Here is a 22,994-nt window from a genome sequence, read left to right on the forward strand (position 1 = left end):
ACCCACGATTGGGGGGATCGCAGAATCGGACAAGGCTTGCACGCTTCGAAACAAGGCTTACCCGCTTCGAAATTCGGCCGTCCCGCGCCACGAGCGCGCCCGATCGCGGCATCGATGTGACGGCCGTGTGGCGGCCTGCCCGCTTTCTCACCGGCATTTTCCCTCCCCGCCCGCTCGTCGTGCGTTCGCGAAAGCGCGGGCCGGCTTGGAGCAGGATCGGACAAAGCATGGCGGGTTCAGGAAATACGCCCGGCAATCGCGGCGCATAGAACACGCGCCGTTCCGTACAAATACGGACGACTGATCGAAAGCCCGAGCTGATCAGCAGGAGCCACACCATGACCGGGAACACCGCACTCATGCGCAATCCCTCGCACAAGAGCTTGCCGCCCGTGCCTGACGCACAGCCTGACGACCGTTCGACGTCCGAGCGGCGCGCCGCCGACGCGGAGATGGCGCGCGTGCTCAGGACCGAGCCGTTTCGCATAGCGTTGGACTCCTCCGGTGCCGGTATCGCGCACTGGAAGCATGATCCGCTGCACGACGTCGTCGAGCCCATGAGCCACCACGTGATCATGGCCTACAACGGCGTGATGCAGCGCATGGAGCGGCGCTCGGGAAAATCGGTTGCGATCGGCACGTTTCGTCCCGGGGCCCTGATCATCATTCCGGAAGGATCGAGCTCGCGATGGGATATCCCGAAGCCTGTCGACGTCGTTCAACTCTATCTTCCCGATGCAATCCTGAAGCGCGTTGCGGAGGAAGCCGGGACCGCCGGACCGGCCGACCTGCTGGAGCGAACGGCGCATCCTGATCCCATCACGTCCCGACTGCTCCTGAGCGCGGCCGATACGCTGGAGGGCCATGGCGCGCTGGATACGCTATTCCGGCATCAATTGACCGATCTTCTGGCCACGCGCCTTTTGGCTGCGCACGCAGGCTCGCCAACCACGTTCCAGCCGACGATGGGCGGGCTGTCGCCGAAGGTCCTGCTCCGTGCGATCGAACGATTGCGCTCTGACAGCGAAGCGGACGTCTCGCTCGATGCGCTGGCGTCCGATGCCGGCTTATCGCGCTTTCATTTCTGCCGGTCCTTCAAGGAGAGCACCGGGCTTTCGCCGCATGCCTGGCTGCGCCAGCACCGGCTCGAGCAGGCCATGAACATGCTGCGGGAGAGCGACGAATCGGTCGTCTCGGTCGCCGCGGCGCTTGGTTACTCCTCGCAGACCGCCTTCGCCGCGGCATTCAAGAAGCTGACGGGCGAGACGCCGAGCGATTGGCGCAGGCGCGTGCGTTAGCAGCAATCTCTCGACAGCGACGGCAATCGCGCTGGGGCAACGGCAAATCGGGTCGGCTACATCATGACCATGTCCAGACCAATCGAGGGAGACCAAAGATGACCTGGAAAGACTTCGTCAGCCGACGGCTGATGTCATCACGGCGCCGAAGCCTCGCGACCGCGACCTTGTACGGACTCTCCCTGGCCGTTCGCTTCACGTCGGCGACGGGCGAGGAGGTGGAAATTCCGGCGTACTCCATGCATCCGACGCATCCGCTGGTTTCGATCATGACTCGAAATGACCCTGGCCTGCCCTATCAGGACTGGGGTCCAAGGGAGCCTCAACCGCTCGTCCTTCGCTACAGCTTGCCGCCGCGTTCGCCGCTGCAACGCTGCATGGCGCCTTAAGACCGGCGATCGACTTCACCTCTTCGTGCCGCTGCCGGACGCTGCCCTCAACGCAGCAGCGCGGTCGCGCGCGAACCTTCGAAAAGCGCAAACAAGGAGCAAACCCATGCGAATCCTCATCATCGGCGCCGGCTTCGCCGGCATGTACGCCGCCCTCTCTGCAGCCCGCCTGCGCGAGATCCAGGGGGTTTCGCCAGAACAGCTCGAGATCGCGCTGGTTGCGCCCGAGCCTGTGCTCGTGATTCGCCCGCGGCTCTATGAACCGAAGCCCGAGACCCTGTCGGCGCCGCTGCTCGATGTGCTCAAGGCCATCGACGTCACCTATGTGCAAGGCAGCGCCGAGACCATCAACACCGAAGCTCGAACGGTGCAGATCGCCACCACCACCAAGGGAACCGGCAAGGGCACCAGGAAGACGCTCTCTTACGATCGCCTCGTCGTGGCCACGGGCAGCCGGCTGTTCCGTCCGAACATTCCGGGCCTCGCCGAGCACGGCTTCAGCGTCGATACGCTCAACGATGCCGTTGCGCTCGACAAGCATCTGCATGGTCTCACGAGGCGGCCCGCCGTGAACGGACGCGACACGGTGGTCGTCGCCGGCGGCGGCTTCACCGGGATCGAGGCGGCCACCGAAATGCCGGCGCGGCTGCGCGAAATCCTGGGCGCCGACGCCAAGACTCGCGTCATCATCGTCGAGCGCAACAATGCGATCGCACCCGACATGGGTGCAGGCGCCCGCCCCGTCATCGAGGAAGCCCTGCGCAAGGTTGGGGTCGAGACACGGCTCGGCGCCGGTGTCGCCTCGCTCGATCAATCCGGCGTCACGCTATCGAACGGCGAACGCATCGAAACCGAGACCGTGATCTGGGCGGCGGGTATTCGCGCCGCGCCGCTGACCACACAGATTCCCGCCGGGCGCGACAATTTCGGCCGGCTGCTGGTGGACCGCGATCTGCGCGTGCCCGGCGTCACCGGCGTCTTCGCCACCGGCGATGCTGCGCGAGCCGCCTGCGACGACGACGGCAATCACGCGCTGATGTCGTGCCAGCACGCCACGCGGATGGGCGCCTTTGCCGGCAACAACGCCGCGGCCGAGCTGCTGGGCGTGCCGACCAGGCCCTATCACCAGAAGGCCTACGTCACCTGCCTCGACCTCGGCGAAGCCGGTGCGCTGTTCACACGCGGCTGGGAGCGCAAGGTCGAGATGGTCGGCGACGTCGCCAAGAAGACCAAGCGTGAGATCAACACCGTCTGGATCTATCCGCCAAAGGCGGAGCGCGCCCTGGCGCTCGCGTCGGCCGATCCGGAACGCGTGACCGATGTCTAGACGCCCCAGGTGATGACGGTCGCGCCCGTGCAGGGCGCGGCCCGCCACTGCAGACCAACCACTCAGGATCCCGCACCATGAACCAGCAAATCCGCAACGTCGCGTTCGCCATGCCGCTGACGAACCCAGCCTTCCCCCCCGGCCCATATCGCTTCATCAACCGCGAATATTTCATCATCCAGTACCGAACGGACCCGGAGGCATTGCGCCGCATCGTGCCGGAGCCGCTGGAGCTGACTGAGCCTGTGGTGAATTACGAATTCATTCGCATGCCCGATTCCACCGGCTTCGGCGACTACACGGAAAGCGGCCAGATCATCCCGGTGTCCTTCCGCGGCCAGACCGGCAGCTTCGTCCACCAGATGTACCTCAACGATCATCCGCCGATCGCCGGCGGCCGCGAACTGTGGGGCTTTCCCAAGAAGCTGGCACAGCCGAAGCTGGCCGTCGAGACCGATACCCTGGTCGGTACGCTCGACTACGGCTCGGTACGCATCGCTACCGGCACCATGGGCTACAAGCATCGCGCCCTCGATATTTCCGCCGAAGCACGGAAGCTCGTCGCGCCCAATTTCCTGCTGAAGATCATTCCGCATGTCGATGGCACCGCACGCATTTGCGAGCTCGTGCGCTTCCATCTCGAAGACGTGACGGTGAAGGGCGCATGGACGGGACCCGCCGCACTCGATCTTTACTCCCATGCGCTCGCACCGGTCGCCGAGCTGCCGGTTCTTCAGGTGCTCTCGGCCAAGCATATCGTTGCCGACCTGACGCTCGGACTCGGCACCGTGGTGCACGACTATCTGGAGCGGTCCGCGGTGGCGCGACGTGGGGCCGGATCTGAAATCCTGACCGAAACACACCCCGGCTGACCGAACAGGTCGCATTGCAAGGAGTAGTCGCCATGTTCAACGTGACGCGCGAACAAATCGATGCCGCACGACCGATCAATCCGCTGCCCTATGATGTCGTTGCGCTAGTGCTGCAGGGCGGCGGCGCGCTCGGCGCCTATCAGGCAGGCGTCTACGAAGGCTTGCACGAGGCCGGGATCCGGCCGAACTGGCTGGCGGGCATCTCGATCGGCGCGCTGAACGCGGCCATCATCGCGGGCTCCCCGGAACACGAGCGCGTGGCGCGGCTGCGCGAGTTCTGGGAGACGATCTGCGCGACGCCGGTGGAATGGCCTGCCGGCGAGGGACTGGCTGGTGCGCTGCCCTTCGCGTTCGACTTCAACTCCCTGCACAACACGCTTGCTGCGATGCGCGCGCTGTTCCAGGGCCAGCCCGGCTTCTTCAGGCCGCGCTTTCCGTCACCCTTGTGGTCGCCCTTCTCGGGTGACGCCGCGACCAGCTTCTATGACACGGCGCCGTTGCACCGGACGCTGGAACAGTTCGTCGATTTCGACCGGCTGAACTCGGGCGAAGTGCGTGTCAGCGTCGGCGCAGTCAACGTCCGGACCGGCAATCTCACCTATTTCGACACAGCCGAGCGGCGGCTCGGTCCGAAACACTTCATGGCTTCGGGCGCGCTGCCGCCCGGCTTCCCTGCGGTCGAAATCGACTCCGAGCATTACTGGGATGGCGGCGTGGTCTCCAACACGCCTCTCTCGCGCGTCCTGTCGGGCGACGCGAAAGACACGCTGACGTTCCAGATCGATCTCTGGTCGGCCCGGGGCCGCGTGCCACACGACATGATGGAGGTATCGAGCCGGCAGAAGGACATTCAGTATTCCAGTCGCACCCGCGCCGTCACCGACCAGGCGCTGCGCATGCAGAAGATGCGGCAGGCGCTGCAGCGGACGATCGACAGATTGCCTGAGGCCGCAAGAAATGATCCCGAGATGCGCGCCATCGCGGAGCTCGCCCGTCACCGCTCCCACAACATCATCCACCTGATCTACCAGTCCAAGCTCCACGAAGGTCACTCCAAGGACTACGAGTTCGGACCGAAGGCGATGCGCGCGCACTGGCAAAGTGGACGGGACGACATCCGCCGGACGCTAGCCGACGGACGGCGCCTTGAGCCGCCGCCTTCTGAACTCGGCATCGTCACCCACGACGTTCACCGCCGCGATTGACGTCGCCGGCAACCATCATCGAAGGGAATTTTTCATGTTGAAAGGCAAGGTAGCGATCGTCACCGGATCCACCAGCGGCATTGGCCTCGGGATCGCAAGAGAGCTGGCCAGGCTCGGCGCCGATATCGTCCTGAACGGCCTTGGCGATCCGGGGGAGATCGAGAAGATCCGCAGCGGCATCGAACACGAGGACGGCGTGCGCGTCGCCTATGACGGCGCCGACATGTCGGATGGTGAGGCCGTGCGCGGCATGATCGAGGCGACGATCGAAAACTTCGGACGGCTCGACATCCTCGTCAACAATGCCGGCATCCAGTTCACCGCACCGGTCGAGGAGTTTCCGCCCGCCAAGTGGAAGGCCATTCTGGACATCAATCTGTCTGCCGCGTTTCACGGCATCGCTTCAGCCGTGCCTCAGATGAAAAAGCAGCGATGGGGCCGCATCGTCAACATCGCCTCCGCGCATGGTCTCGTCGCATCCACCCACAAGGCGGCCTATGTCGCGGCCAAGCATGGCCTCGTCGGCCTTAGCAAGGTGGTAGGCCTTGAAACCGCCGGCAGCGGTGTCACTTGCAACGCGGTCTGTCCCGGCTGGGTGCGCACGCCGCTCGTGGAGAAACAGATTAGCGACATCGCGGCGGAGAAAGGCATCAGCCAGAAGGAAGCGACCGAAGAGCTTCTCGCCGAGAAGCAGCCGTCGCTGGACTTCGCCTCGCCGAAGCAGCTCGGCGGCACCGTCGCCTTCTTGTGCTCGGACGCTGCCGACCAGATCACCGGCACGACGATCTCCGTCGATGGCGGCTGGACGGCGCGATGATTGCCCATCACTCACATCGTGCCCGTCAGGCGATGGATGGGCGATGTGGCAGCCGGCCGGACCGTTGCCTTGCGAGAATGCGCGCGCCGCCGCACTCACTTCGGCCGATCCGGAGCGCGTGACCAATCTCTAACGCACCAAACGATGACGGCCGCGCTCTCCCTGGCGGCGCGGCCTGCTCAACCAGGACCAGCCAGAGTCAAGACCATGCAAGCACCTCAACCCTCGAAACAGGAGACCAACATGAATCTGCACAACACCTCATATCCCGTGTCATCGGGACCCGAAGAGCTCGTTCCGTCGCGCTATGCGCTGAAGATCGGCGAGATCGACGTGCTGGTGGTCAGCGATGGCGTGCTGCCGCTGCCGACCACGATGTTGGCACACAACGCCGACCCGGCGGTCCGGGCGACCTGGCTGCACGACATGTTCCTGCCGCAGGACGCTTTCGACTGGGCGCTGAACGCCGTCATGGTCCGCAGCGGCGGCAAGACCATCCTCATCGACGCCGGACTGGGCTCGGACCCGAACTTGCACTTGCCGCGGGCCGGGCAGTTGATCAAGCGACTGGCGGCCGCCGGCATCGATCTTTCGTCCGTGACCGATCTGGTGCTGACCCATTTGCACATGGACCACATTGGCGGGCTGATGGTCGACGGGGTGAAGGAGCAGCTGCGCAAGGACCTGCGGATCCACGTTGCGGCCGCCGAGGTCAAGTTCTGGGAACAGCCCGATTTCTCCCGGACTGCCATGCCGGAAGGGTTCCCGGACGCGCTTCGATCGACGGCCAAGCGGTTCCTGAAGGAATACGGCAGTCAGCTGCGGTTGTTCGATGACGCGCACGAGATTGCGCCTGGCGTCGTCGCCCGTCGTACCGGCGGTCACACCCCCGGACATAGCGTGGTTCGCATGGCGTCCGGCGGTGACGCGCTGACATTCGCCGGCGACGCCGTGTTTGCCGTCGGGTTCGAGCAACCCGACTGGCACAACGGTTTCGAACACGACCCCGAGGAGGCCGCGCGCGTTCGTATCCGCCTGTTGCGACAGCTTGCCGAGACCGGCGAGATGCTGGTGGCCACGCACCTGCCGTTCCCGTCCGTGGGTCGGGTGGCAGCCGACGGCGACGCCTTTCGTTGGGTGCCGGTGTTCTGGGACTACTGACCGCTTGCCGGGTTAGAGCCGAAGCAGGGCGCGGACTCGATGAGCCCGCGCCCTCGAAAACAGGATCAAGCATCGACCCTCGCGGCGATCGCCCCGCTGAGACGGCCGGTGCGGGCTCACTTGACCTGCTTGGCCGTGTGGATCTCGACGAACTCGGCATCGGGATGCGCGACGATGGTGGCGACCATGATACCGCTGATGATCAGCGACCAGACGGTGTTCCAATAAATCCAAAACACGTGCCAGCCTCCGTTTCGATCTGCTCCGCTCGCGATCAGGGTAACGGCAAGGCGAGGCTGCCGTTCCCAGTGCGAGTGCGGCGCGGGCGAGCTGCTATTTTGGTTTGGTCGGCGCGGAGTTGCGATCGGTTTGACCGGTGTGGCGCTTTGCCACGACGTCCTCATCTCGCGCACCCTCGCGCGGACGCGGCGGCGGCTTGGGCTGGCCGGCCTGACCGCCATGCTTGCCGCCCATGTCGGGCTTACCTTCAAGATCGTTTTCACGGGGCATGCCGGTTCAATGCGCTCGCGCGGCATTGGTTCGTTTCGCCTGTGAACGAGTTCATAGGATCGCCGCGATTTGCAGTGCACGATCGCCAGGCACGCCCCCGGGAGCATTCTCATTCATATGACTGACGGATTCGGCCTGATGCGGAAACGACTCGTCGCCTGGACGATCCTGACCTGCGCGCTGCTGGCGGTCACCGTGTGGACCGTGCTCGGGCCGCCCCGCCACCCGCCCGGCCCCCATCTGCCCTCCCGCACAGCGGCGATGCGGTAGACCTCCCACCGATGCCATTTCGGCATCGATCGATCCCAATTGGAATTTGGTGCTGCGGGGCGGCTGCCGCTATCCTCGCCGGCAAAACGACAAATGCCGCACCGGCATCCAGGAGGACCCCATGTTGAGATCGACCCGACGCATCGCATCCGGCGCGCCCCGCGCTGCGATCGCCACCACCCTCGCTTTCCTCACTCTCATTTCTGGAGTCCGCGCCGGCATGGCCGAGACCTTCGCCTATGTCGGCAACGCCGACAGCAACGACATCAGCGTGTTCAAGATGGCCGAGAGCGGCGAGATGACGCCCGTGCAGACGGCCGCCTTCACCGGCGTCGAAAAGCCCGGCTCCTCCACGCCGCTCGCGATCACGCCCGATCATCGCGTGCTGATCGCCGGTGTCCGCTCGCAGCCGTTCGTTGCGGTGAGCTTTGCGATCGATCCGAAGACGGGCCAGCTCAGCCATATCGGCAACGGCCCGCTCGCCGACAGCATGGCCAACATCGCCTTTGACCGCGGCGGCAAATTCCTGTTCAGCGCCTCCTATGGCGGCAACAAGGTCGCGCTGAATCCGCTGCTCGCCAACGGCGTCGCGGGCGAGCCGAAGCAGGTGATCCCGACCGGGTTGAACGCGCACGCTTTCCTGCCCTCGCCCGACAACCGCTTCGTGTTCGCGACCAATCTCGGCTCCGACCAGGTGCTGGCCTTCGCGTTCGATGCCACGACCGGTACGCTCACGCCGAGCGATCCGCCGGCCCACAAGGTGCCGGAGAAATCGGGGCCGCGGCATTTCGTGTTCCACCCCAACGGCAAGTTCGTCTATCTCCTCCACGAGCTGAACGGCGACGTCGCGGCGTTCGCCTATGAGGCCAAGGGCGGCGCATGGGACGAGATCCAGCGCACCACCGCGCTGCCGGAAGGCTTTTCGGGAAAACCCTGGGCCGCCGACATCCACATCACCCCCGACGGCCGTTTCCTCTACGCCTCCGAGCGCACCACCAGCACGCTCACGGCCTACAAGGTCGATGCAACAACCGGCAAGCTGACCACGATCGGCAGCGTGCCGACCGAGAAGCAGCCGCGCGGCTTCCACATCGATCCCAGCGGGCGCTACCTCGCCGCGGTCGGCGAGCTCTCCGACAGCATGACGGTCTATGCCATCGACCAGAGCAGCGGCGCACTCGCCAAGCTGAAATCCTACGCCACCGGCAAGAAGCCGAACTGGGCGGAGTTCTTGAGCCTGCCGTGAGATTGCTCCGCTTTGGAGGCTGCGGGATGAGTTCGGCCTGCATGGTTCGAGACGCCCGCTTTGGCGGGCTCCTCACCATGAGGGTCTGACATCTCGCCGCGAAGCACGACCTCATCCTGAGGGCCCGCCGCAGGCGGGCGTCTCGAAGGATGGCCACAGGGACGGGAGGAAGACAGCGAACCTTGGCGCCAGTCCCGAAGACTAATTCAACGGGCGGCATCGCGCCGCCCATGCTGCTGCGGCATTCTCATCCGGCCGGCCCTTATGTGGCCTTGGCTCGCAGCGATCGCTTCTGCTAACGATGAGGCCGTCAAGGCCCCAACCGGAATGACCGATGCGTCCTTTGCCTGCGCGTTCTGTTTCCAGACATCTCGTTGCGATCACCGGACTGCTGTTGCTGTCCGCCCAGCCCGCGCCTGCCGCCGATGACGACGCGCCCAAGGGGCCGGCGGTCACGGTGCTGAAGGTCGCAAAATCCTGTTTCTCCGACATCGTCGAGGCCACCGGCACGATCATCGCGCGCGAGGAAAGCTCGGTGCGGCCCGAGCGGCCCGGCCTGAAGGTGACGGAGGTGCTGGCGGAAGCCGGCGAGACCACCACCGCAGGCCAGGTGCTGGCGCGGCTGGCGCTGCCCGAGGGCGGCACGCTTCAGGTCACCGCCCCCGTGGCAGGCGTGATCGCGACGTCGACCGCGCAGATCGGCAACCTCGCCTCGGCCAAGGGCGAGGCGCTGTTCACGATCGTGGCGCGCAGCGAATACGATCTCGTCGGGCTCGTCGCGACCGGCGATATGCGCAAGCTCGCGGTCAACCAGATCGCGACCGTGCGCATCGCCGGCGCCGGCGATATCGACGGCAAGGTGCGCCGCATCGGCCCGACGGTCGAGCCGAACATCCAGCAGGGCATGGTCTATATCGGCATCTCCTCGCAGAAGCGGCTGTTGCTGAATGCGAGCGGCCGCGCGCTGATCAAGTCCGGGCAGAGCTGCAACGTCGCGGTGCCGCTGACCTCGGTGCAATATTCCTCCGCCGGCACCGTCGTGCAGGTGATCCGCCGCAACCGCGTCGAGACCAAGCGCGTCGAGGTCGGACTGATGTCGGGCGGCAATATCGAGGTGCGCGACGGCCTCAACGAAGGCGATATCGTCGTCGCCCGCGCCGGCGCGCTGCTGCGCGAAGGCGATCCGGTGCGCACGGTGATGTCCGCGGAAGCGGCGAAGTAGATCCCGCCACAACCGTCATTGCAGATGCGCGCTGAGCACGTGGATCGTAGGGTGGATTAGCCGAAGGCGTAATCCACCTATTTGCTTTCCACGCTGACGAGAGAGAGAAGTGGTGGATTACGCTTCGCTAATCCACCCTTACAAGCGCCGCGAAAAACTAGCCGCCGGCTTCGCCGAAATGGACATCCTCGAGCAGCGAGGAGGAGACGGACGGGACCTGGTCGCCTTCGCTCGCGCGCGAGATGGCGACGCGGGTCTTGTTGAAGACGCTCTCGGCGCTGCCCTGCGCATTGAGGTTGTTGAGGAACTCGCTGACCAGCACGCTGTGCTCGCCCTTGCCGTCGTCGACGACCTTGCCGGGCGAGGCCGAGGAGAGGATCAGCGCATTGTCCGGCGCGCTGATCGGCGCGAGGCCGTGGCTGTAGGAGCGGAAACGGCGCTCATAGGGATTGCGGCGGGAGGCGTCGACCACGACGAGCTTGGCCTTGGCGCCCTGCTCCTTCATCATGTCGAGCACGCCCTCGATGGAGACGCCCTGGCGGCGGACATCGTTTTCTTTCCAGATCACGGCATCGACCGGCAGCATGTAGCTCTCGCGACCGGCCTGCACGCCGTAGCCGCCGAAGAACAGCATGACGACGGTGTCGCGCTTGATCCGGGACTTCAGGCGATTGACGGCGCGGACCATGTCGTCCTTGGTCGCGTCTTCCACCATGTCGACGTCAAAGCCGCTCTTGCGCAGCGACGAGGACAGCGCGCGGGCGTCGTTGATCGACTGCGTCAGCGGCGCGCTTGCGTCGGGGTAATGTCCATTGCCGATGACGAGGGCGAGACGCGAGGCCTGGCCGATCGAGCCGGTGATCTGGTCGGTCGAGACGGCCTTGGCTGCATCGAGCGCCCGCATGTTGAGAGCAGCGTGGGCGCCGATCACGAGCGACACCGTGCCAATCAGGGCTGCGGCGACCGCGATCGTGCGTCGGGAAAGGTCGAGCTGCCTTAAATTCATCTCGGTTCGTTCCTGTGCCAAAGACCAGCCAAGCGCGCGCACACTGTTTGAGTAGCGCGATGGCGTCTTTAGGTTTGAGGGATTGGCCGGGGGTGTGCCCCCGAATTGCGCGCAATTTGCGGCGCCGCACCAAACAAACCCTTAACCGGATATCGCCGCCCCGGCAATAGATTGCCCAGACTTTGAGCTAAATCACTGAAGTCATTAGTTAATTCCCTTGCCCAAAAGTCTCCATTTTCCGCGCCCCCGTAGCTTCCCGGAGCCTGATCATGCAGCCTCCGTGCCGGCTTTTTCTGTGACTCTCGTCACATTTGTATTTCCTGCGAATCCGGGTAGCTTTTTCAACGACTTGCAGGGGGTGGCGCGCGGCTGGGAGCGTGCCGGCTGGCCCTCGGCCAAATTCCCGCGACCAGGTATTTCATGAGCTTTCAATATTTTGCCGGCGCCGCCTGCCGGGCGCTGACGGCACGGAAGGACGGCCCCTCGCTTTACGACGTCTGCGATCCCGTATTGTCTGTTGCGGCCAGCGGCGATCCGCATCTGGCCAAGTTCTACAAGACCGCGCTCGGCAATCCCGCATTGCGGGTGCTGCTCCGCCGCGCAGGCCTGCCCGAGCTGCGCGACGAAGGGAAACTGGCCCGGCTGCGCGAGGCGCTGGTTCGCGCCCGCGACGAGGCCGAGCCCGATTGGGCGGCGGTCGGCCAGCCCGTCGCCGATCTCGTCGACAGCATCGCGCTGGATCATCCCAAGCCGCCGCCGGCCATGTTCACCGGCTCCATGCCGCAACAATCGCGGATCGACAGCGCGATCCGGGACTGCGCGCAGCATCTGCTGGGCTCGTACCGCAAAAATGGCTTTCTGCCGACCTACGCCGCGTTCAACCTGATCGGCGATCCTGATTTCCGCGGGCGCGAGCTGACCATGGCGCTCACGGGTCTCAACGCGCGCGGCTACAAGAACTCCTCGCTGCTGTTTAACCTCGCCCGCGTCTTCATCGCGCGATCGCCGGCACGCGGGGTGGTCAATCCGCCCTGGCGAGGGGTTGCCGAACCGATGTGGGAACCGGTGCAGATCCGCCACCGCTCGGCCTATTACGACGCGTTCTTCATCGAGGCGCTGTTGAGTTACGTCGAGACCGGGCTCGCCTCGTCCGCCGACAAGGTTGCGGCGGAGCGCGCGGTCTCCGACATGGTCGATTTCTGCGTCAACATCAGCCGCGAAGAGGTCGAGGGCACCGACGGGGCGCGGTTCAACGTCATCACCGCGCTCGCGCCCGCGCCGCATCCGCGCTTCTCACGCTACTTCGCCCAGATCAAGCAGGACCTCGGTTTCGGCGTCTACGTGCCGGATTGCGACACCACGGCGTGCTCGATCTCCGCGGCAACGCAGGCCGGCTGCACCGATCCGATCCTCGACCAGCCGCTGCTGGATTTCTACGCCGGCTACCAGGTGCACGCCGGCGTCAACGAGCCGCGCGTGACCGTGCCACTCAACGACGATATCGACTACGAGGGCGGGGTTGCGACCTGGATCGACAACCTCAAGGGCGAGCGGCCCTATGGCAACGATCTCGATCCGACGCTCAATCTCGACATTCTCGAGGTCAGCTTCCGTAACCTCGCGCGCTGGAAAGTATTGGAGACGCCGGCGCGGCTTGCCACCGTGCATCGCATCATCGGCTTCCAGAAGCGGCTGGCGGCGAGCGGCGCCTTCGCCAATCCACGCTCGCACATCTATTATTTGCCGGAGCTTTACAGCGCCTATTTCGGCCGCTGCTACGCCGCCTTCCTGGCGCTGCCGCTGGCGGCGCAGGCTGTCATCGATCCCGACGGCGATTTCGATTTCATCCGCCACCGCGTGCTCTCTTACGTCAAGGGCGAGCTGATGGCCGCCGAGATGAACGTGTTCGACGCGGCACTGGCGCTGATCGCGCTCGGCCATCTCGGCGCCGACCCGCGCGCCTTTGCGCCGGCGCTGAACGTGATCGTCGCTGCCATCGGCGAAGGCGGCCGCCGCGGCCCGTTCCGCGCCTATGAATGGAACAAGATGAAGACGCCGACGCGGATCCTGGTGGGCGGCCCGGAGGTCACGTCGGCGTTCGTGCTGATGGGGCTGGCGGTGGCGAAGCGGGCGATGATGGGGCGGGGATGAGGTTTCGTGCCCCGGACGTAGCGCAGTGCTCTTCAGCGATGCGCTGCAGAGCCGGGGCCCAAGCCATCAAGACCAACGCTTGCGGTTTTCTGGATCCCGGCTCAGCGGAGTGGCGTTACACGCCGCACCGCGTCCGGGACACGAGAGCTGTTCACCCGATGACGGGAAGTTGAAAGCCCAACTGTCAGGCACATGCTGGCCGGGCGGACAAAAGCCGACCACAATTGCGGGGTCTATCGCAATTTTCATCACACGCGGACCGGCATGTTGCGAAAATTCCTGATTGCGCTGTCATTGCTCGCCTTATCCTTGCCCGGCTTGCCGGCGCCAGCTGAGGCCGCCGACATCACCGGCATCGCAAAGGTCCGCGCCGGCGACGCCGTCGTGATCGGCAACACGCGGATCAGGCTCGGCGGCATCGACGCGCCCGCGGTCGACCAGCTCTGCCTCAACACCAAGGACGAGCGCTGGACCTGCGGCATCGCGGCCCGCGACGAGCTCGCCAAATACACCGAGGGCAAGAGCTGGGTCTGCCATGCCCGCGCGATCGACCGGCGCGGCCGCACCGTGGCGCGCTGCGAGGTCGGCGGCGAGGACATCCAGAAATGGCTGGTGCGGAGCGGGTGGGCGTTGGCCTACACCCGCGTCTCTCGCGACTACGAACCCGATGAAGCTGCCGCGCGGGAGGCAAAAGCCGGGATGTGGCAGGGCGCCTTCATCGCGCCCTGGGACTGGCGCGTGCGCAACAAGAAGACGACGATATTGGGCGCGACCAAGCCGCCCGACGGCTCGCATTCGGTGCTGCTCGCCTCCGCCTCGGGCCCCGTTGCCCCCTCGCCGGACTGCACCATCAAGGGCAACGTCAACAGTGCCGGCGAATGCATCTACCACCAGCCAAACAGCCGCTGGTACACCCAGATCAAGATGAAGATCAGCAAAGGCACGCGCTGGTTCTGCTCGGTGGAAGACGCGGAAGCCGCCGGCTGCCGCGAAACGAAGAGATAGAGCCCCAGCCCTGCGTTTTACGTGCTTTTCTTGGGCTTCTGCGGCGCGTAAAAGAAAGCAACCTCCAGACCGTTTTCACGACACAAGGAAGAATAGCAATGACCGTTCGCGCGGGCCGGGAATTTCTGGCCATCCCCGGGCCCACCACGATGCCCGACGAGGTGCTGCGGGCGATGCATCGTCCGGCGATCGACATCTACTCCAAACAGATGACCGATCTGACCGAGAGCCTGCTCAGCGACATCTCGAAACTGTTTGCGACCAAGGGCAAGTCCTACATCTACATCGCCAACGGGCACGGCGCCTGGGAAGCGGCGCTGAGCAACGTGCTGTCGCGCGGCGACAAGGTGCTGGTGCTCGAAAGCGGACGGTTCGCGATCGGCTGGGGCAATGCCGCAGCCCTGATGGGCGCCGAGGTCGAGGTGCTCAAGGGCGACTGGCGCCGCGCGGTGCGGCCGCACGAGGTCGAGGAGCGCCTGCGCCGCGACAAGGAGCATACGATCAAGGCCGTCGTCGTCGTCCAGGTCGACACGGCCTCAGGCGTGCAGAACGACATCGAGGCGATCGGCAAGGCGATCAAGGCGAGCGGCCATCCGGCGCTGTACATGGTCGACACCGTCGCCTCGCTCGGCTGCATGCCGTTCGAGATGGACAAATGGGGCATCGACGTTGCGATGTCGGGCTCGCAAAAGGGCCTGATGACGCCGCCCGGCCTCGGCTTCGTCGCGGCCAACGCGCGCGCGCTCGAGGTGCAGAAGAAGGCCAACATGTCGACGCCCTATTGGAGCTGGAGCGAGCGCGAGGGCACCGAGCATTATCGCAAATATGCCGGCACCGCGCCGGTGCATCTGTTGTTCGCGCTGCGCCAGGCCATTGACCTGCTGCACGAGGAGGGGCTGGAGAACGCCTTCCGCCGCCACAGCCTGCTTGCCGAGGCCGCCCGCCGCGCCGTCGGCGCGTGGTCGGAAGGCCAGGTGCTCGGCTTCAACGTCGCTGAAGCCAGCGAACGCTCCAACACCGTGACCACGGTGACGATGAGCAACGGCCACGACCCGGCAATACTGCAACGCTATTGCAAGGAGAAGTGCGGCGTGGTGCTCGGCACCGGCATCGGCGATCTCTCGGGACAAGCCTTCCGCATCGCCCATATGGGCCATATCAACGCCCCGATGCTGCTCGGCACGTTGGGCGTGATCGAGATCGGGCTGAACGCGCTGAAAATCCCGCACGGCAAAGGCGGGCTCGAAGCGGCGGTTGCGTATCTCGGCGAAGAGGTGGCGGTGTAGGCGGAACACTCTGCTGTAACCCCACACTCCCTTGTCGTCCCGGCGAAGGCCGGGACCCATACCGCGTGATCAATCCGTGACGCACGGTGCCCGTACCGCGGAAGACCTTTTAACTGCGAGTCTTCGCCAAACCCCTCCCTGGGTTATGGGTCCCCGCCCCCGTGCGCAATTGCGCACTAGGCCGGGACGACGGCGGAGTTTGTGGTCGCGCCCGGCCTCATACTCGCAGCCGCCCAAGATTCACCGCGGCACGCGATACGCTTCAACCTGCGCCTTCAGCTCATCCAGCGGCGCGAGCGGTGTCTTCGGATCGACCCGATACTCCCCACGCGCCAGCCACGACAGCACCTTCGCATCGACGACCGGCGAATGGTGGATGACGTCGCCGTAATTGTCGAGGTCGTGCGTCACTTCCTTGATCGCCCGGAAATCGTACAGGCGCACATTGGGAAGCTGCGTCAGGCGCTGCGCAATGACAGCCGTGAGGTCGTAGACGATCTTCAGCGTCGCAGGCGAAGCATCGCGCATCGCGACGAATTGCAGGATCGAATAGGGCGGGAAGTAGATATCGAAGGTCACGTCCGGATGGCGCGCGATCAGGCCAACGGCGTCACGCTCGAAATGCCGCACCATGACGTCGTAACGATAGCCTTCGCCGAGAAAGCGGCTGCGTACGGGATCGGTGATATAGGCGAAGGCCGCGAGCGTCCTTTTCGCATTGTAGGCGCGCGCGACGTCGATATCCCGCGGCAGCGCATAGATGTCGTCGACGTCGGACAGTGCAAACTTGACAGGCAGAAAAGGCGCCGCCCGGGTCAGCGGCTCTCGCAGCGGCGGAACCGATCGCAGCAGTGCGAACAGGGATTCCTTCGCCATTGCCGCGCTGAACAGATAGGACGCGATGCCCTTGGCCGTCCCGCGATAGAGATCGACGGACAGGAACGGATCGGATTCGATGTCGGCCGCATCGACGAAGATAAAGTCGTCCATCGCCCAGATCACCCGCCTTGCGCCGCGGTCGATCGCCCGCCCAAGCACAAAACCCTGCTGGCGCGAATTGGACCCGGTCATCGCCAGCTTGAGCGAGTGCACGCCGAGCGCATGGTCGATGTCGCTCTGACGGAAATGGATCGCGAGCGAGGTGCCCATGAAGGCAGCATCGAACGACTGGCTGCGGATCAGACCGGCATTCTGCACGCGCGTGTCGTCGGAATAGAAGGGCGCGACGAGACGCGAGGGGCGAAACAGCTGCAGGGGATCGATGACGTAGGTGAGCGCAGCCGCCCCCAGCACGCACGCGATGCTCGCGAGGAGAAGACGCCCTGGATGTGTGAACGCGCCTCGCATCAGAACCGGAAATAGATGAATTCGCTGTGGCTCTGGATGCCCAAAATCCCGAACGCAAGCACCAGCGACGCACCATAGAGGACCAGCGGCCGCATCCGTCCGGCCATCAGGCCGTCGCCGACCCTGCGATTGGCGTGGTCGTACCCCATGATTCCTTGCGTGTTCGGCGCCAGCCACACCAGCGCGGCATAGATCGTGACCTGCACCAGCGCCGCGATCTCCTCGCGCCCGAAGACGATGTTGGAGGGCTCGGCCATGGCGTGGAGAACCCGCAGCGCCCAATCGACCCGCTCGGCGCGGAAGAACACCCAGGCGACAACGACGGCAAGGAAAGTCAGCACGGCCCCGGCGATCCGGACCGGGCGCGCGAGGAACGTCGGAATGTCAGGCACCAGCGCATTGAAGGCGTGATTGACGCAGAGATAGGCGCCATGCAGCGCGCCCCAGACGACGAACGTCCAGGCCGCGCCGTGCCAGAGCCCGCCGAGCAGCATGGTGAGCATCAAATTGACATAACGGAGCGCGCGGCCACGGCGATTGCCCCCGAGCGGGATGTAGAGATAGTCGCGCAGGAAGTGCGACAGCGTCACGTGCCAGCGCCGCCAGAACTCGACGATGCTGATGGCCTTGTAGGGCGAGTTGAAATTGACCGGCAGGAAGATGCCGAACATCAGCGATATTCCGATCGCCATGTCCGAATAGCCGGAAAAGTCGAAATAAAGCTGGAACGTGTAGGCGAGCGCGCCGAGCCAGGCCTGGTCGAAGCTCGGCGAGCGCGCATCGAAAGCAAGCGCGACCAGCGGCTGGATGCCGTCGGCGAGGCAGGTCTTCTTGAACAGGCCGATCGCGAAGATGATGAGGCCGCACAGGATCAGATGCGCATGCGGATGCTTGGTTTCCTCCCGTTCGAATTGCGGGATCATGTCCTTGTGGTGAAGGATCGGCCCCGCGATCAGATGCGGAAAATATGTCACGAACAGCGCGTAGTGCGGCAGCGCGTAGGCCGCGACCTGCCCGCGCCAGGCGTCAACCAGGAACGCGATCTGGGTGAACGTGTAGAAGGAGATGCCGACCGGCAGCAAGATGTGGACCGCAAAGTGCGTGCCGGCCAGTGCATTGATGTTCTCGGCGACGAAGCCGGCATATTTGAAGACGCCAAGCACGACGAGATCGCCGGCGACGCCGAGGGCAAGTGCCGCCTTTCGTTGCGACGGAGTAAGCTTCGCCACGATGAGGAGGTGGCCCACGCCATAATTGAAGGCGATCGATATCAGCAACAGGGCCACGAACTGCCAATTGCCGATGGCATAGAAGACGAGCGAGGCCGCCGCCAGCCAGATCACCGGGGCCAGATTGCTGCGCCGCCCGAGCCAGAAATAGCCGGCCAGCGCAGCCGGCAGGAACAGCAGGATGAACGGGTAGGAATTGAACAGCATCAGGCTGGACCGGCGGCGGGGACATGGAGCCTAAAGCATAGAAGGGACCGATCAACAACCCGGCGGCTTGGCGCAGTCCCTGGGCGTTCCTTGGCGCGTTCCCTGGCGCGTTCCTGGCGCAGCCGCGCTGGCAATTCGTGGAATCAGGACGATATAAGGTGGGACACGCACCTGAACGAGGATCGAGTGACACAAGCCAAAACACCCTCCCGGCCCCCCGTCGCCCCGCGCCGGCCGCATTCTTTCACGCAGCACGGGATTACCGTGACCGATGACTATGCCTGGCTGAAGGACGAGAATTGGCAGGAGGTGCTGCGCGACCCCACGGTGCTCGATCCCGACATCCGCAAATATCTCGATGAAGAAAATGGCTACACCGAGAGCCTGCTCGGCCACACCGCAGCCCTCCAGAAGACGCTGGTGCGCGAGATGCGCTCCCGGATCAAGGAGGACGATTCCAGCGTGCCGTCGCCCGACGGTGAGTTCGCCTATTTCCGCAAGTTCCGCGAAGGCGGCCAGCACGAGCTGTTCGGCCGCATGCCGCGCGATGGCGGCGAGGGCCACATCGTGCTCGACGGCGATGCGCTCGCCAAAAACCATGAATACTTCAAATTCGGCGGCAGCCGGCACTCGAACGATCACAAGCTGCAGGCCTGGAGCGCCGACACCAAGGGCTCGGAATATTTCTCCATCCGCGTGCGCGACTGGGCGACCGGAAGAGATCTCGACGACGTCGTCGAGGAGACCGACGGCGGCGTGGTCTGGAGCAAGGATGCGAAGTCCTTCTTCTATGTGAAGCTCGACGACAATCATCGCCCCATGCAGGTGTGGCGGCATAAGCTCGGCACCAGGCAGGCCGACGACACGCTGGTCTACGAAGAGCAGGATTCCGGCTGGTTCACCCATCTGCAAGAGAGCACCAGCGGCCGCTTCTGCGTCATCGCGGGCGGCGACCACGAGACCTCGGAGCAGCGGTTGATCGACCTCGCCCATCCCGACGCACCGCCGCGCCTCGTCGCCGCACGCGAGGAGGGTGTGCAATATTCGCTGGCCGACCGTGGCGACGAACTCTTCATCCTCACCAACGCCGACGACGCCATCGACTTCAAGATCGTCACCGCACCGCTCAACTCATCCGAGCGCAAGAACTGGCGCGATCTGATCCCGTATCGCCCCGGCATCTACATCATCGACCTCGATCTCTATGCCGGCCACATGGTGCGGCTGGAGCGCGCCAATGCGTTGCCGTCGATCGTGATCCGCGACCTCGCCTCTCACGAGGAGCACGCCATCGCCTTCGACGAGGCGGCCTATTCGCTGGACACGATGGGCTCCTACGAATTCGAGACGACGAATTTGCGTTTCGCCTATTCGTCGATGACGACGCCGTCGGAAGTCTATGACTACGACATGGTCAAGCAGACGCGCACCTTGCGCAAGCGGCAGGAGATTCCGTCCGGCCACAATGCGGCCGACTACGTCACGACGCGCATCATGGCAAATGCGCAGGACGGCGCCGAGGTGCCGGTCTCGATCCTCTACCGCCGCGGGCTCAAGCTCGACGGCACGGCGCCGCTGCTGCTCTACGGCTACGGCTCCTACGGCATGGCGATGCCGGCCTCGTTCAACGCCAACCGGCTGTCACTGGTCGATCGCGGCTTCGTCTACGCCATCGCCCATATCCGCGGCGGTGCCGACAAGGGCTGGGGCTGGTACCTCGACGGCAAGCGCGAGAAGAAGACGAACTCGTTCGACGACTTCTCAGCCAGCGCCCGCGCGCTGATCGATGCGAAATATACCAGCGCAAAGCGCATCGTCGGCCATGGCGGCTCGGCCGGCGGCATGCTGATGGGCGCGGTCGCCAACCGCGCCGGCGAATTGTTCGCCGGCATCGTCGCCGAAGTGCCGTTCGTCGACGTGCTCAACACCATGCTCGATGACACGCTGCCGCTGACGCCGCCGGAATGGCCGGAATGGGGCAACCCGATCGAGAGCGAGAAGGATTTCCGCACCATCCTGTCGTATTCCCCCTACGACAATGTCGCGGCCAAGGACTATCCGGCGATCCTGGCGATGGGCGGATTGACTGATCCGCGCGTGACCTATTGGGAGCCCGCCAAATGGATCGCGCGCCTGCGTGCGACCATGAGTGGCGGCGGCCCGGTCTTGCTCCGCACCAACATGGGCGCCGGCCACGGCGGCGCCTCGGGGCGCTTCAACCGGCTGGATGAAGTCGCGATCGTCTATGCGTTCGCGCTGTGGGCGGCGGGGATGGCGGAAGCGGGGGTGTAGCGACACACGCCGCTGTCGTCCCGGCGAAGGCCGGGACCCATACCGCGTGATTTATCGGCAATGCGCAGGTAGCGGTACCGCGGAAGGCCTCTTAACTTCTAGTCTTCGCCAAACTGCTCCCTGGGGTTATGGGTCCCGGCCTTCGCCGGGACGACATCGGTGTGAGGCGCGACCCACCTCACACCGCCCCGTGCGCCTCGACGTAAAGCGCATACACCGAGTGGCTGCTGGCCATGTAGAGCCGGTTGTTCTTGGGGCCGCCGAAGCAGAGGTTGGCGCAGCGTTCGGGCAGCTTGATGAAGGCGAGCGGCTTGCCGTCCGCGTTGAACACCATCACGCCGTCGAGATCTTCGGGCTTGCCCTTGAGCTGAAACACCTTGCGGCCGCCGATTTCGGTCGGCTCGGACTGCAGCGCGCCGTTGGAGCCCCAGCCGCACCAGAGATTGCCGTCGCGGTCGACGCGAAAACCGTCGAGCGAGGCCTGGTCGGCGGCGTCGATCAGCTTGGTCTTGCCGCTGAGCGAACCGTCGTCACCGACATTGTAGCTCCAGATGCTGCGGTTGGGCGTACCCTTCCACTCGACGATGTAGAGCTTCTTCTCGTCCGGCGAGAAGGCGAGGCCGTTCGGATTGACGAGGTCGGTGAGCACGGCGGTGAGCTTGCCGTCCTTGGCGATGCGGTAGACGTTGGTGGTGGCCTGCTCGGCCTTCTCCTTCTTGCCCTCCCACTCGCCGTTGATGCCGAACAGCGGGTCGGTGAACCAGATGCTGTCGTCGGATTTCACCACGATGTCGTTCGGCGCGTTGAGCCGCTTGCCCTCGAACTTGTCGGCCAGCACGGTGATCTTGCCGTCCTTCTCGGTGCGGGTGATGCGGCGGGTGACGGAGTGCTCGCAGCTGACGAGACGGCCCTGACGGTCGCGCGCATTGCCGTTGGCGTAATTCGCATTGGCGCGGAACACGGTGGTCTGCCCGGTCTTCTCGTCGAACTTCATGATCCGGTTGTTGGGTATGTCCGAGAACAGCAGGTATCCGCCTTCGGGAAAATAGGCGGGGCCTTCGGCCCAGCGCATCCCGGTCGCGACCTGCTCGACGGTCGAGGAATAGAGCCGGTATTTTCCAAAGCCCGGATCGAGGATCTGGACGGCGGGATCGGGATAGCGCTGGTTGGGCGTGAACGGAAACGACTGAGCACCGGCGGCGCGGGCCAGACACGTGGAAGCCGCCGCCGCGCCAGCGCCGGCCAGGAGATTGCGTCGTGTGAAATTCATAGGAGTCCTCCCTGGGTGATTTAAGGCCGGCGCTTGGTGCGGCCGGCCTGTTTCTTGATAGATTCGGTGCCGGAGCGTGGCCTTACCGGCCGTTCGCCTTCCGCCATGCGGCGAAGTCGGTGAGCGTCTGCGGATCCGTCGCCGGATAGAGACCGAAAATGCCGCGGCCCTTGTTGACTTCCTCGGTGACGAAGTCCTCGAACGCGGTCATCTCGAAGGTCTCGTTGGCGATCTCCTCAGTGAGATGCGCGGGGATCACGATCACGCCGTCGCTGTCGCCGAGAATGACGTCGCCGGGAAACACCGGCGCATCACCGCAGCCGATCGGCACGTTGATCTCGATGGCGTGATGCAGCGTCAAATTGGTCGGCGCGCTCGGGCGGTGGTGGTAGGCGGGGATACCCAGCTTGGCGATCTCGGCCGAGTCGCGAAAACCGCCGTCGGTGACGACACCGGCGACACCGCGCTTCATCAAGCGCGTGACCAGGATCGCACCGGCGGAAGCGGCGCGCGCGTCCTTGCGGCTGTCCATCACCAGCACGCTGCCTGCCGGGCAATCCTCGACCGCCTTGCGCTGCGGATGGGAGCGGTCCTTGAAGACGTCGATGGTGTTGAGATCCTCGCGCGCCGGCATGTAGCGCAGCGTGAAGGCCTCACCGACCATGGTCGGCTGGTCGGCGCCGAGGGGGTGCACATCCTGGATCATCTGGATGCGCAGGCCGCGCTTGAACAACGCGGTTGCGACGGTGGCGGTGGAGACGGATTTGAGCTTGTTGCGGGTGGCTTCGGTGAGTTTGGTCATTTCGTGCTCTTTCATGGTCGTCATTCCGGGGCGATGCGTCAGCATCGAACCCGGAATCTCGAGGTTCCGGGTCTGGTCCTTC

20 protein-coding genes are annotated in these 22,994 nt (G+C 64.8%); 14 read left to right on the top strand and 6 right to left on the bottom strand.

Translation table 11 applies throughout. From position 1 onward, the window contains the following. The first annotated feature begins 338 nt into the window (after positions 1-338). The 7 genes from JQ591_RS31985 (at position 339) to JQ591_RS32015 (ending at position 7,069) form a co-directional block, all read left to right on the top strand. Positions 339-1,298, top strand: coding sequence for a helix-turn-helix transcriptional regulator (locus tag JQ591_RS31985; protein ID WP_211399948.1), 960 nt, complete (start codon positions 339-341; stop codon positions 1,296-1,298). 98 nt (positions 1,299-1,396) lie between these two features. Then, a complete protein-coding gene (locus JQ591_RS31990; RefSeq protein WP_211399949.1) occupies positions 1,397-1,687 on the top strand; it encodes a hypothetical protein in 291 nt (96 codons plus the stop codon). 106 nt (positions 1,688-1,793) lie between these two features. After that, positions 1,794-3,014 carry an NAD(P)/FAD-dependent oxidoreductase gene (locus tag JQ591_RS31995; RefSeq protein ID WP_211399950.1) on the top strand — a complete coding sequence of 407 codons (1,221 nt, stop codon included), beginning with the start codon at positions 1,794-1,796 and terminating at the stop codon, positions 3,012-3,014. Between the two features lie 77 nt (positions 3,015-3,091). Continuing rightward, positions 3,092-3,886, top strand: a complete 795-nt coding sequence (locus JQ591_RS32000) for an acetoacetate decarboxylase (RefSeq protein ID WP_211399951.1) — start codon at positions 3,092-3,094, stop codon at positions 3,884-3,886. Positions 3,887-3,918: 32 nt separating this feature from the next. After that, entirely contained in the window at positions 3,919-5,091 is a 1,173-nt protein-coding gene (locus tag JQ591_RS32005) for a patatin-like phospholipase family protein (RefSeq protein WP_211399952.1), read from the top strand. Between the two features lie 34 nt (positions 5,092-5,125). Further along, positions 5,126-5,908, top strand: coding sequence for a 3-hydroxybutyrate dehydrogenase (locus JQ591_RS32010; RefSeq protein WP_211399953.1), 783 nt, complete (start codon positions 5,126-5,128; stop codon positions 5,906-5,908). A 243-nt stretch (positions 5,909-6,151) separates the two neighbouring features. Beyond that, on the top strand, positions 6,152-7,069 hold the full coding sequence (locus JQ591_RS32015) for an MBL fold metallo-hydrolase (RefSeq protein ID WP_211399954.1): 918 nt from the start codon (positions 6,152-6,154) through the stop codon (positions 7,067-7,069). A gap of 116 nt (positions 7,070-7,185) precedes the next feature. Here the strand turns inward: JQ591_RS32015 and JQ591_RS35620 are convergent, their stop codons facing one another. After that, a complete protein-coding gene (locus tag JQ591_RS35620; protein WP_283817992.1) occupies positions 7,186-7,308 on the bottom strand; it encodes a hypothetical protein in 123 nt (40 codons plus the stop codon). 130 nt (positions 7,309-7,438) lie between these two features. Here JQ591_RS35620 and JQ591_RS32020 point away from each other — a divergent pair, with 130 nt between their 5' ends. The 3 genes from JQ591_RS32020 (at position 7,439) to JQ591_RS32030 (ending at position 10,317) form a co-directional block, all read left to right on the top strand. Then, on the top strand, positions 7,439-7,624 hold the full coding sequence (locus tag JQ591_RS32020) for a hypothetical protein (protein WP_211399955.1): 186 nt from the start codon (positions 7,439-7,441) through the stop codon (positions 7,622-7,624). Positions 7,625-7,970: 346 nt separating this feature from the next. Next, positions 7,971-9,095 (top strand): lactonase family protein, encoded by a 1,125-nt coding sequence (locus tag JQ591_RS32025; RefSeq protein ID WP_211399956.1) that lies wholly within the window; start codon positions 7,971-7,973, stop codon positions 9,093-9,095. A 334-nt stretch (positions 9,096-9,429) separates the two neighbouring features. After that, positions 9,430-10,317 carry an efflux RND transporter periplasmic adaptor subunit gene (locus tag JQ591_RS32030; RefSeq protein WP_211399957.1) on the top strand — a complete coding sequence of 296 codons (888 nt, stop codon included), beginning with the start codon at positions 9,430-9,432 and terminating at the stop codon, positions 10,315-10,317. A gap of 157 nt (positions 10,318-10,474) precedes the next feature. Here JQ591_RS32030 and JQ591_RS32035 read toward each other — a convergent pair whose 3' ends face one another. Next, positions 10,475-11,323: a caspase family protein gene (locus tag JQ591_RS32035; protein WP_211399958.1), complete on the bottom strand. Its 849-nt coding sequence runs from the start codon at positions 11,321-11,323 to the stop codon at positions 10,475-10,477. Between the two features lie 420 nt (positions 11,324-11,743). Here JQ591_RS32035 and JQ591_RS32040 point away from each other — a divergent pair, with 420 nt between their 5' ends. The 3 genes from JQ591_RS32040 (at position 11,744) to JQ591_RS32050 (ending at position 15,765) form a co-directional block, all read left to right on the top strand. Continuing rightward, complete coding sequence (locus JQ591_RS32040; protein ID WP_211399959.1) at positions 11,744-13,474, top strand: hypothetical protein; 1,731 nt, start codon at positions 11,744-11,746, stop codon at positions 13,472-13,474. Positions 13,475-13,738: 264 nt separating this feature from the next. Beyond that, positions 13,739-14,479: a thermonuclease family protein gene (locus JQ591_RS32045; protein WP_211399960.1), complete on the top strand. Its 741-nt coding sequence runs from the start codon at positions 13,739-13,741 to the stop codon at positions 14,477-14,479. A 98-nt stretch (positions 14,480-14,577) separates the two neighbouring features. After that, entirely contained in the window at positions 14,578-15,765 is a 1,188-nt protein-coding gene (locus tag JQ591_RS32050) for a pyridoxal-phosphate-dependent aminotransferase family protein (RefSeq protein WP_211399961.1), read from the top strand. Positions 15,766-16,005: 240 nt separating this feature from the next. Here the strand turns inward: JQ591_RS32050 and JQ591_RS32055 are convergent, their stop codons facing one another. Both JQ591_RS32055 and JQ591_RS32060 read right to left on the bottom strand, forming a co-directional pair. Continuing rightward, positions 16,006-17,112 (bottom strand): hypothetical protein, encoded by a 1,107-nt coding sequence (locus JQ591_RS32055; RefSeq protein WP_211399962.1) that lies wholly within the window; start codon positions 17,110-17,112, stop codon positions 16,006-16,008. Further along, positions 17,112-18,548, bottom strand: coding sequence for an MBOAT family O-acyltransferase (locus JQ591_RS32060; RefSeq protein ID WP_211399963.1), 1,437 nt, complete (start codon positions 18,546-18,548; stop codon positions 17,112-17,114). Before JQ591_RS32060 ends, JQ591_RS32055 begins: the two co-directional genes overlap by 1 nt. A gap of 186 nt (positions 18,549-18,734) precedes the next feature. Here JQ591_RS32060 and JQ591_RS32065 point away from each other — a divergent pair, with 186 nt between their 5' ends. After that, entirely contained in the window at positions 18,735-20,840 is a 2,106-nt protein-coding gene (locus JQ591_RS32065) for a S9 family peptidase (protein ID WP_211399964.1), read from the top strand. Positions 20,841-21,018: 178 nt separating this feature from the next. Here the strand turns inward: JQ591_RS32065 and JQ591_RS32070 are convergent, their stop codons facing one another. Continuing rightward, positions 21,019-22,110 (bottom strand): SMP-30/gluconolactonase/LRE family protein, encoded by a 1,092-nt coding sequence (locus tag JQ591_RS32070; RefSeq protein WP_211399965.1) that lies wholly within the window; start codon positions 22,108-22,110, stop codon positions 21,019-21,021. Positions 22,111-22,192: 82 nt separating this feature from the next. Next, on the bottom strand, positions 22,193-22,912 hold the full coding sequence (locus JQ591_RS32075) for a ribonuclease activity regulator RraA (protein WP_211399966.1): 720 nt from the start codon (positions 22,910-22,912) through the stop codon (positions 22,193-22,195). Between the last annotated feature and the right edge of the window lie 82 nt (positions 22,913-22,994).

Origin of the sequence: Bradyrhizobium canariense (genome assembly GCF_018130465.1) — a bacterium.
Taxonomy (GTDB): domain Bacteria; phylum Pseudomonadota; class Alphaproteobacteria; order Rhizobiales; family Xanthobacteraceae; genus Bradyrhizobium; species Bradyrhizobium canariense_C.

What these genes read in the sequence shown, in the direction of transcription:
- JQ591_RS32025 (WP_211399956.1), top strand. Translation starts at nt 7,971, where the DNA reads ATGTTGAGATCGACCCGACGCATCGCATCCGGCGCGCCCCGCGCTGCG.
- JQ591_RS32015 (WP_211399954.1), top strand. Translation starts at nt 6,152, where the DNA reads ATGAATCTGCACAACACCTCATATCCCGTGTCATCGGGACCCGAAGAG.
- JQ591_RS32030 (WP_211399957.1), top strand. Translation starts at nt 9,430, where the DNA reads ATGCGTCCTTTGCCTGCGCGTTCTGTTTCCAGACATCTCGTTGCGATC.
- JQ591_RS32045 (WP_211399960.1), top strand. Translation starts at nt 13,739, where the DNA reads ATGTTGCGAAAATTCCTGATTGCGCTGTCATTGCTCGCCTTATCCTTG.
- JQ591_RS32005 (WP_211399952.1), top strand. Translation starts at nt 3,919, where the DNA reads ATGTTCAACGTGACGCGCGAACAAATCGATGCCGCACGACCGATCAAT.
- JQ591_RS32050 (WP_211399961.1), top strand. Translation starts at nt 14,578, where the DNA reads ATGACCGTTCGCGCGGGCCGGGAATTTCTGGCCATCCCCGGGCCCACC.
- JQ591_RS31985 (WP_211399948.1), top strand. Translation starts at nt 339, where the DNA reads ATGACCGGGAACACCGCACTCATGCGCAATCCCTCGCACAAGAGCTTG.
- JQ591_RS32010 (WP_211399953.1), top strand. Translation starts at nt 5,126, where the DNA reads ATGTTGAAAGGCAAGGTAGCGATCGTCACCGGATCCACCAGCGGCATT.
- JQ591_RS32055 (WP_211399962.1), bottom strand. Translation starts at nt 17,112, where the DNA reads ATGCGAGGCGCGTTCACACATCCAGGGCGTCTTCTCCTCGCGAGCATC.
- JQ591_RS32070 (WP_211399965.1), bottom strand. Translation starts at nt 22,110, where the DNA reads ATGAATTTCACACGACGCAATCTCCTGGCCGGCGCTGGCGCGGCGGCG.
- JQ591_RS31990 (WP_211399949.1), top strand. Translation starts at nt 1,397, where the DNA reads ATGACCTGGAAAGACTTCGTCAGCCGACGGCTGATGTCATCACGGCGC.
- JQ591_RS32000 (WP_211399951.1), top strand. Translation starts at nt 3,092, where the DNA reads ATGAACCAGCAAATCCGCAACGTCGCGTTCGCCATGCCGCTGACGAAC.
- JQ591_RS31995 (WP_211399950.1), top strand. Translation starts at nt 1,794, where the DNA reads ATGCGAATCCTCATCATCGGCGCCGGCTTCGCCGGCATGTACGCCGCC.
- JQ591_RS32060 (WP_211399963.1), bottom strand. Translation starts at nt 18,548, where the DNA reads ATGCTGTTCAATTCCTACCCGTTCATCCTGCTGTTCCTGCCGGCTGCG.
- JQ591_RS32040 (WP_211399959.1), top strand. Translation starts at nt 11,744, where the DNA reads ATGAGCTTTCAATATTTTGCCGGCGCCGCCTGCCGGGCGCTGACGGCA.
- JQ591_RS32075 (WP_211399966.1), bottom strand. Translation starts at nt 22,912, where the DNA reads ATGACCAAACTCACCGAAGCCACCCGCAACAAGCTCAAATCCGTCTCC.
- JQ591_RS32035 (WP_211399958.1), bottom strand. Translation starts at nt 11,323, where the DNA reads ATGAATTTAAGGCAGCTCGACCTTTCCCGACGCACGATCGCGGTCGCC.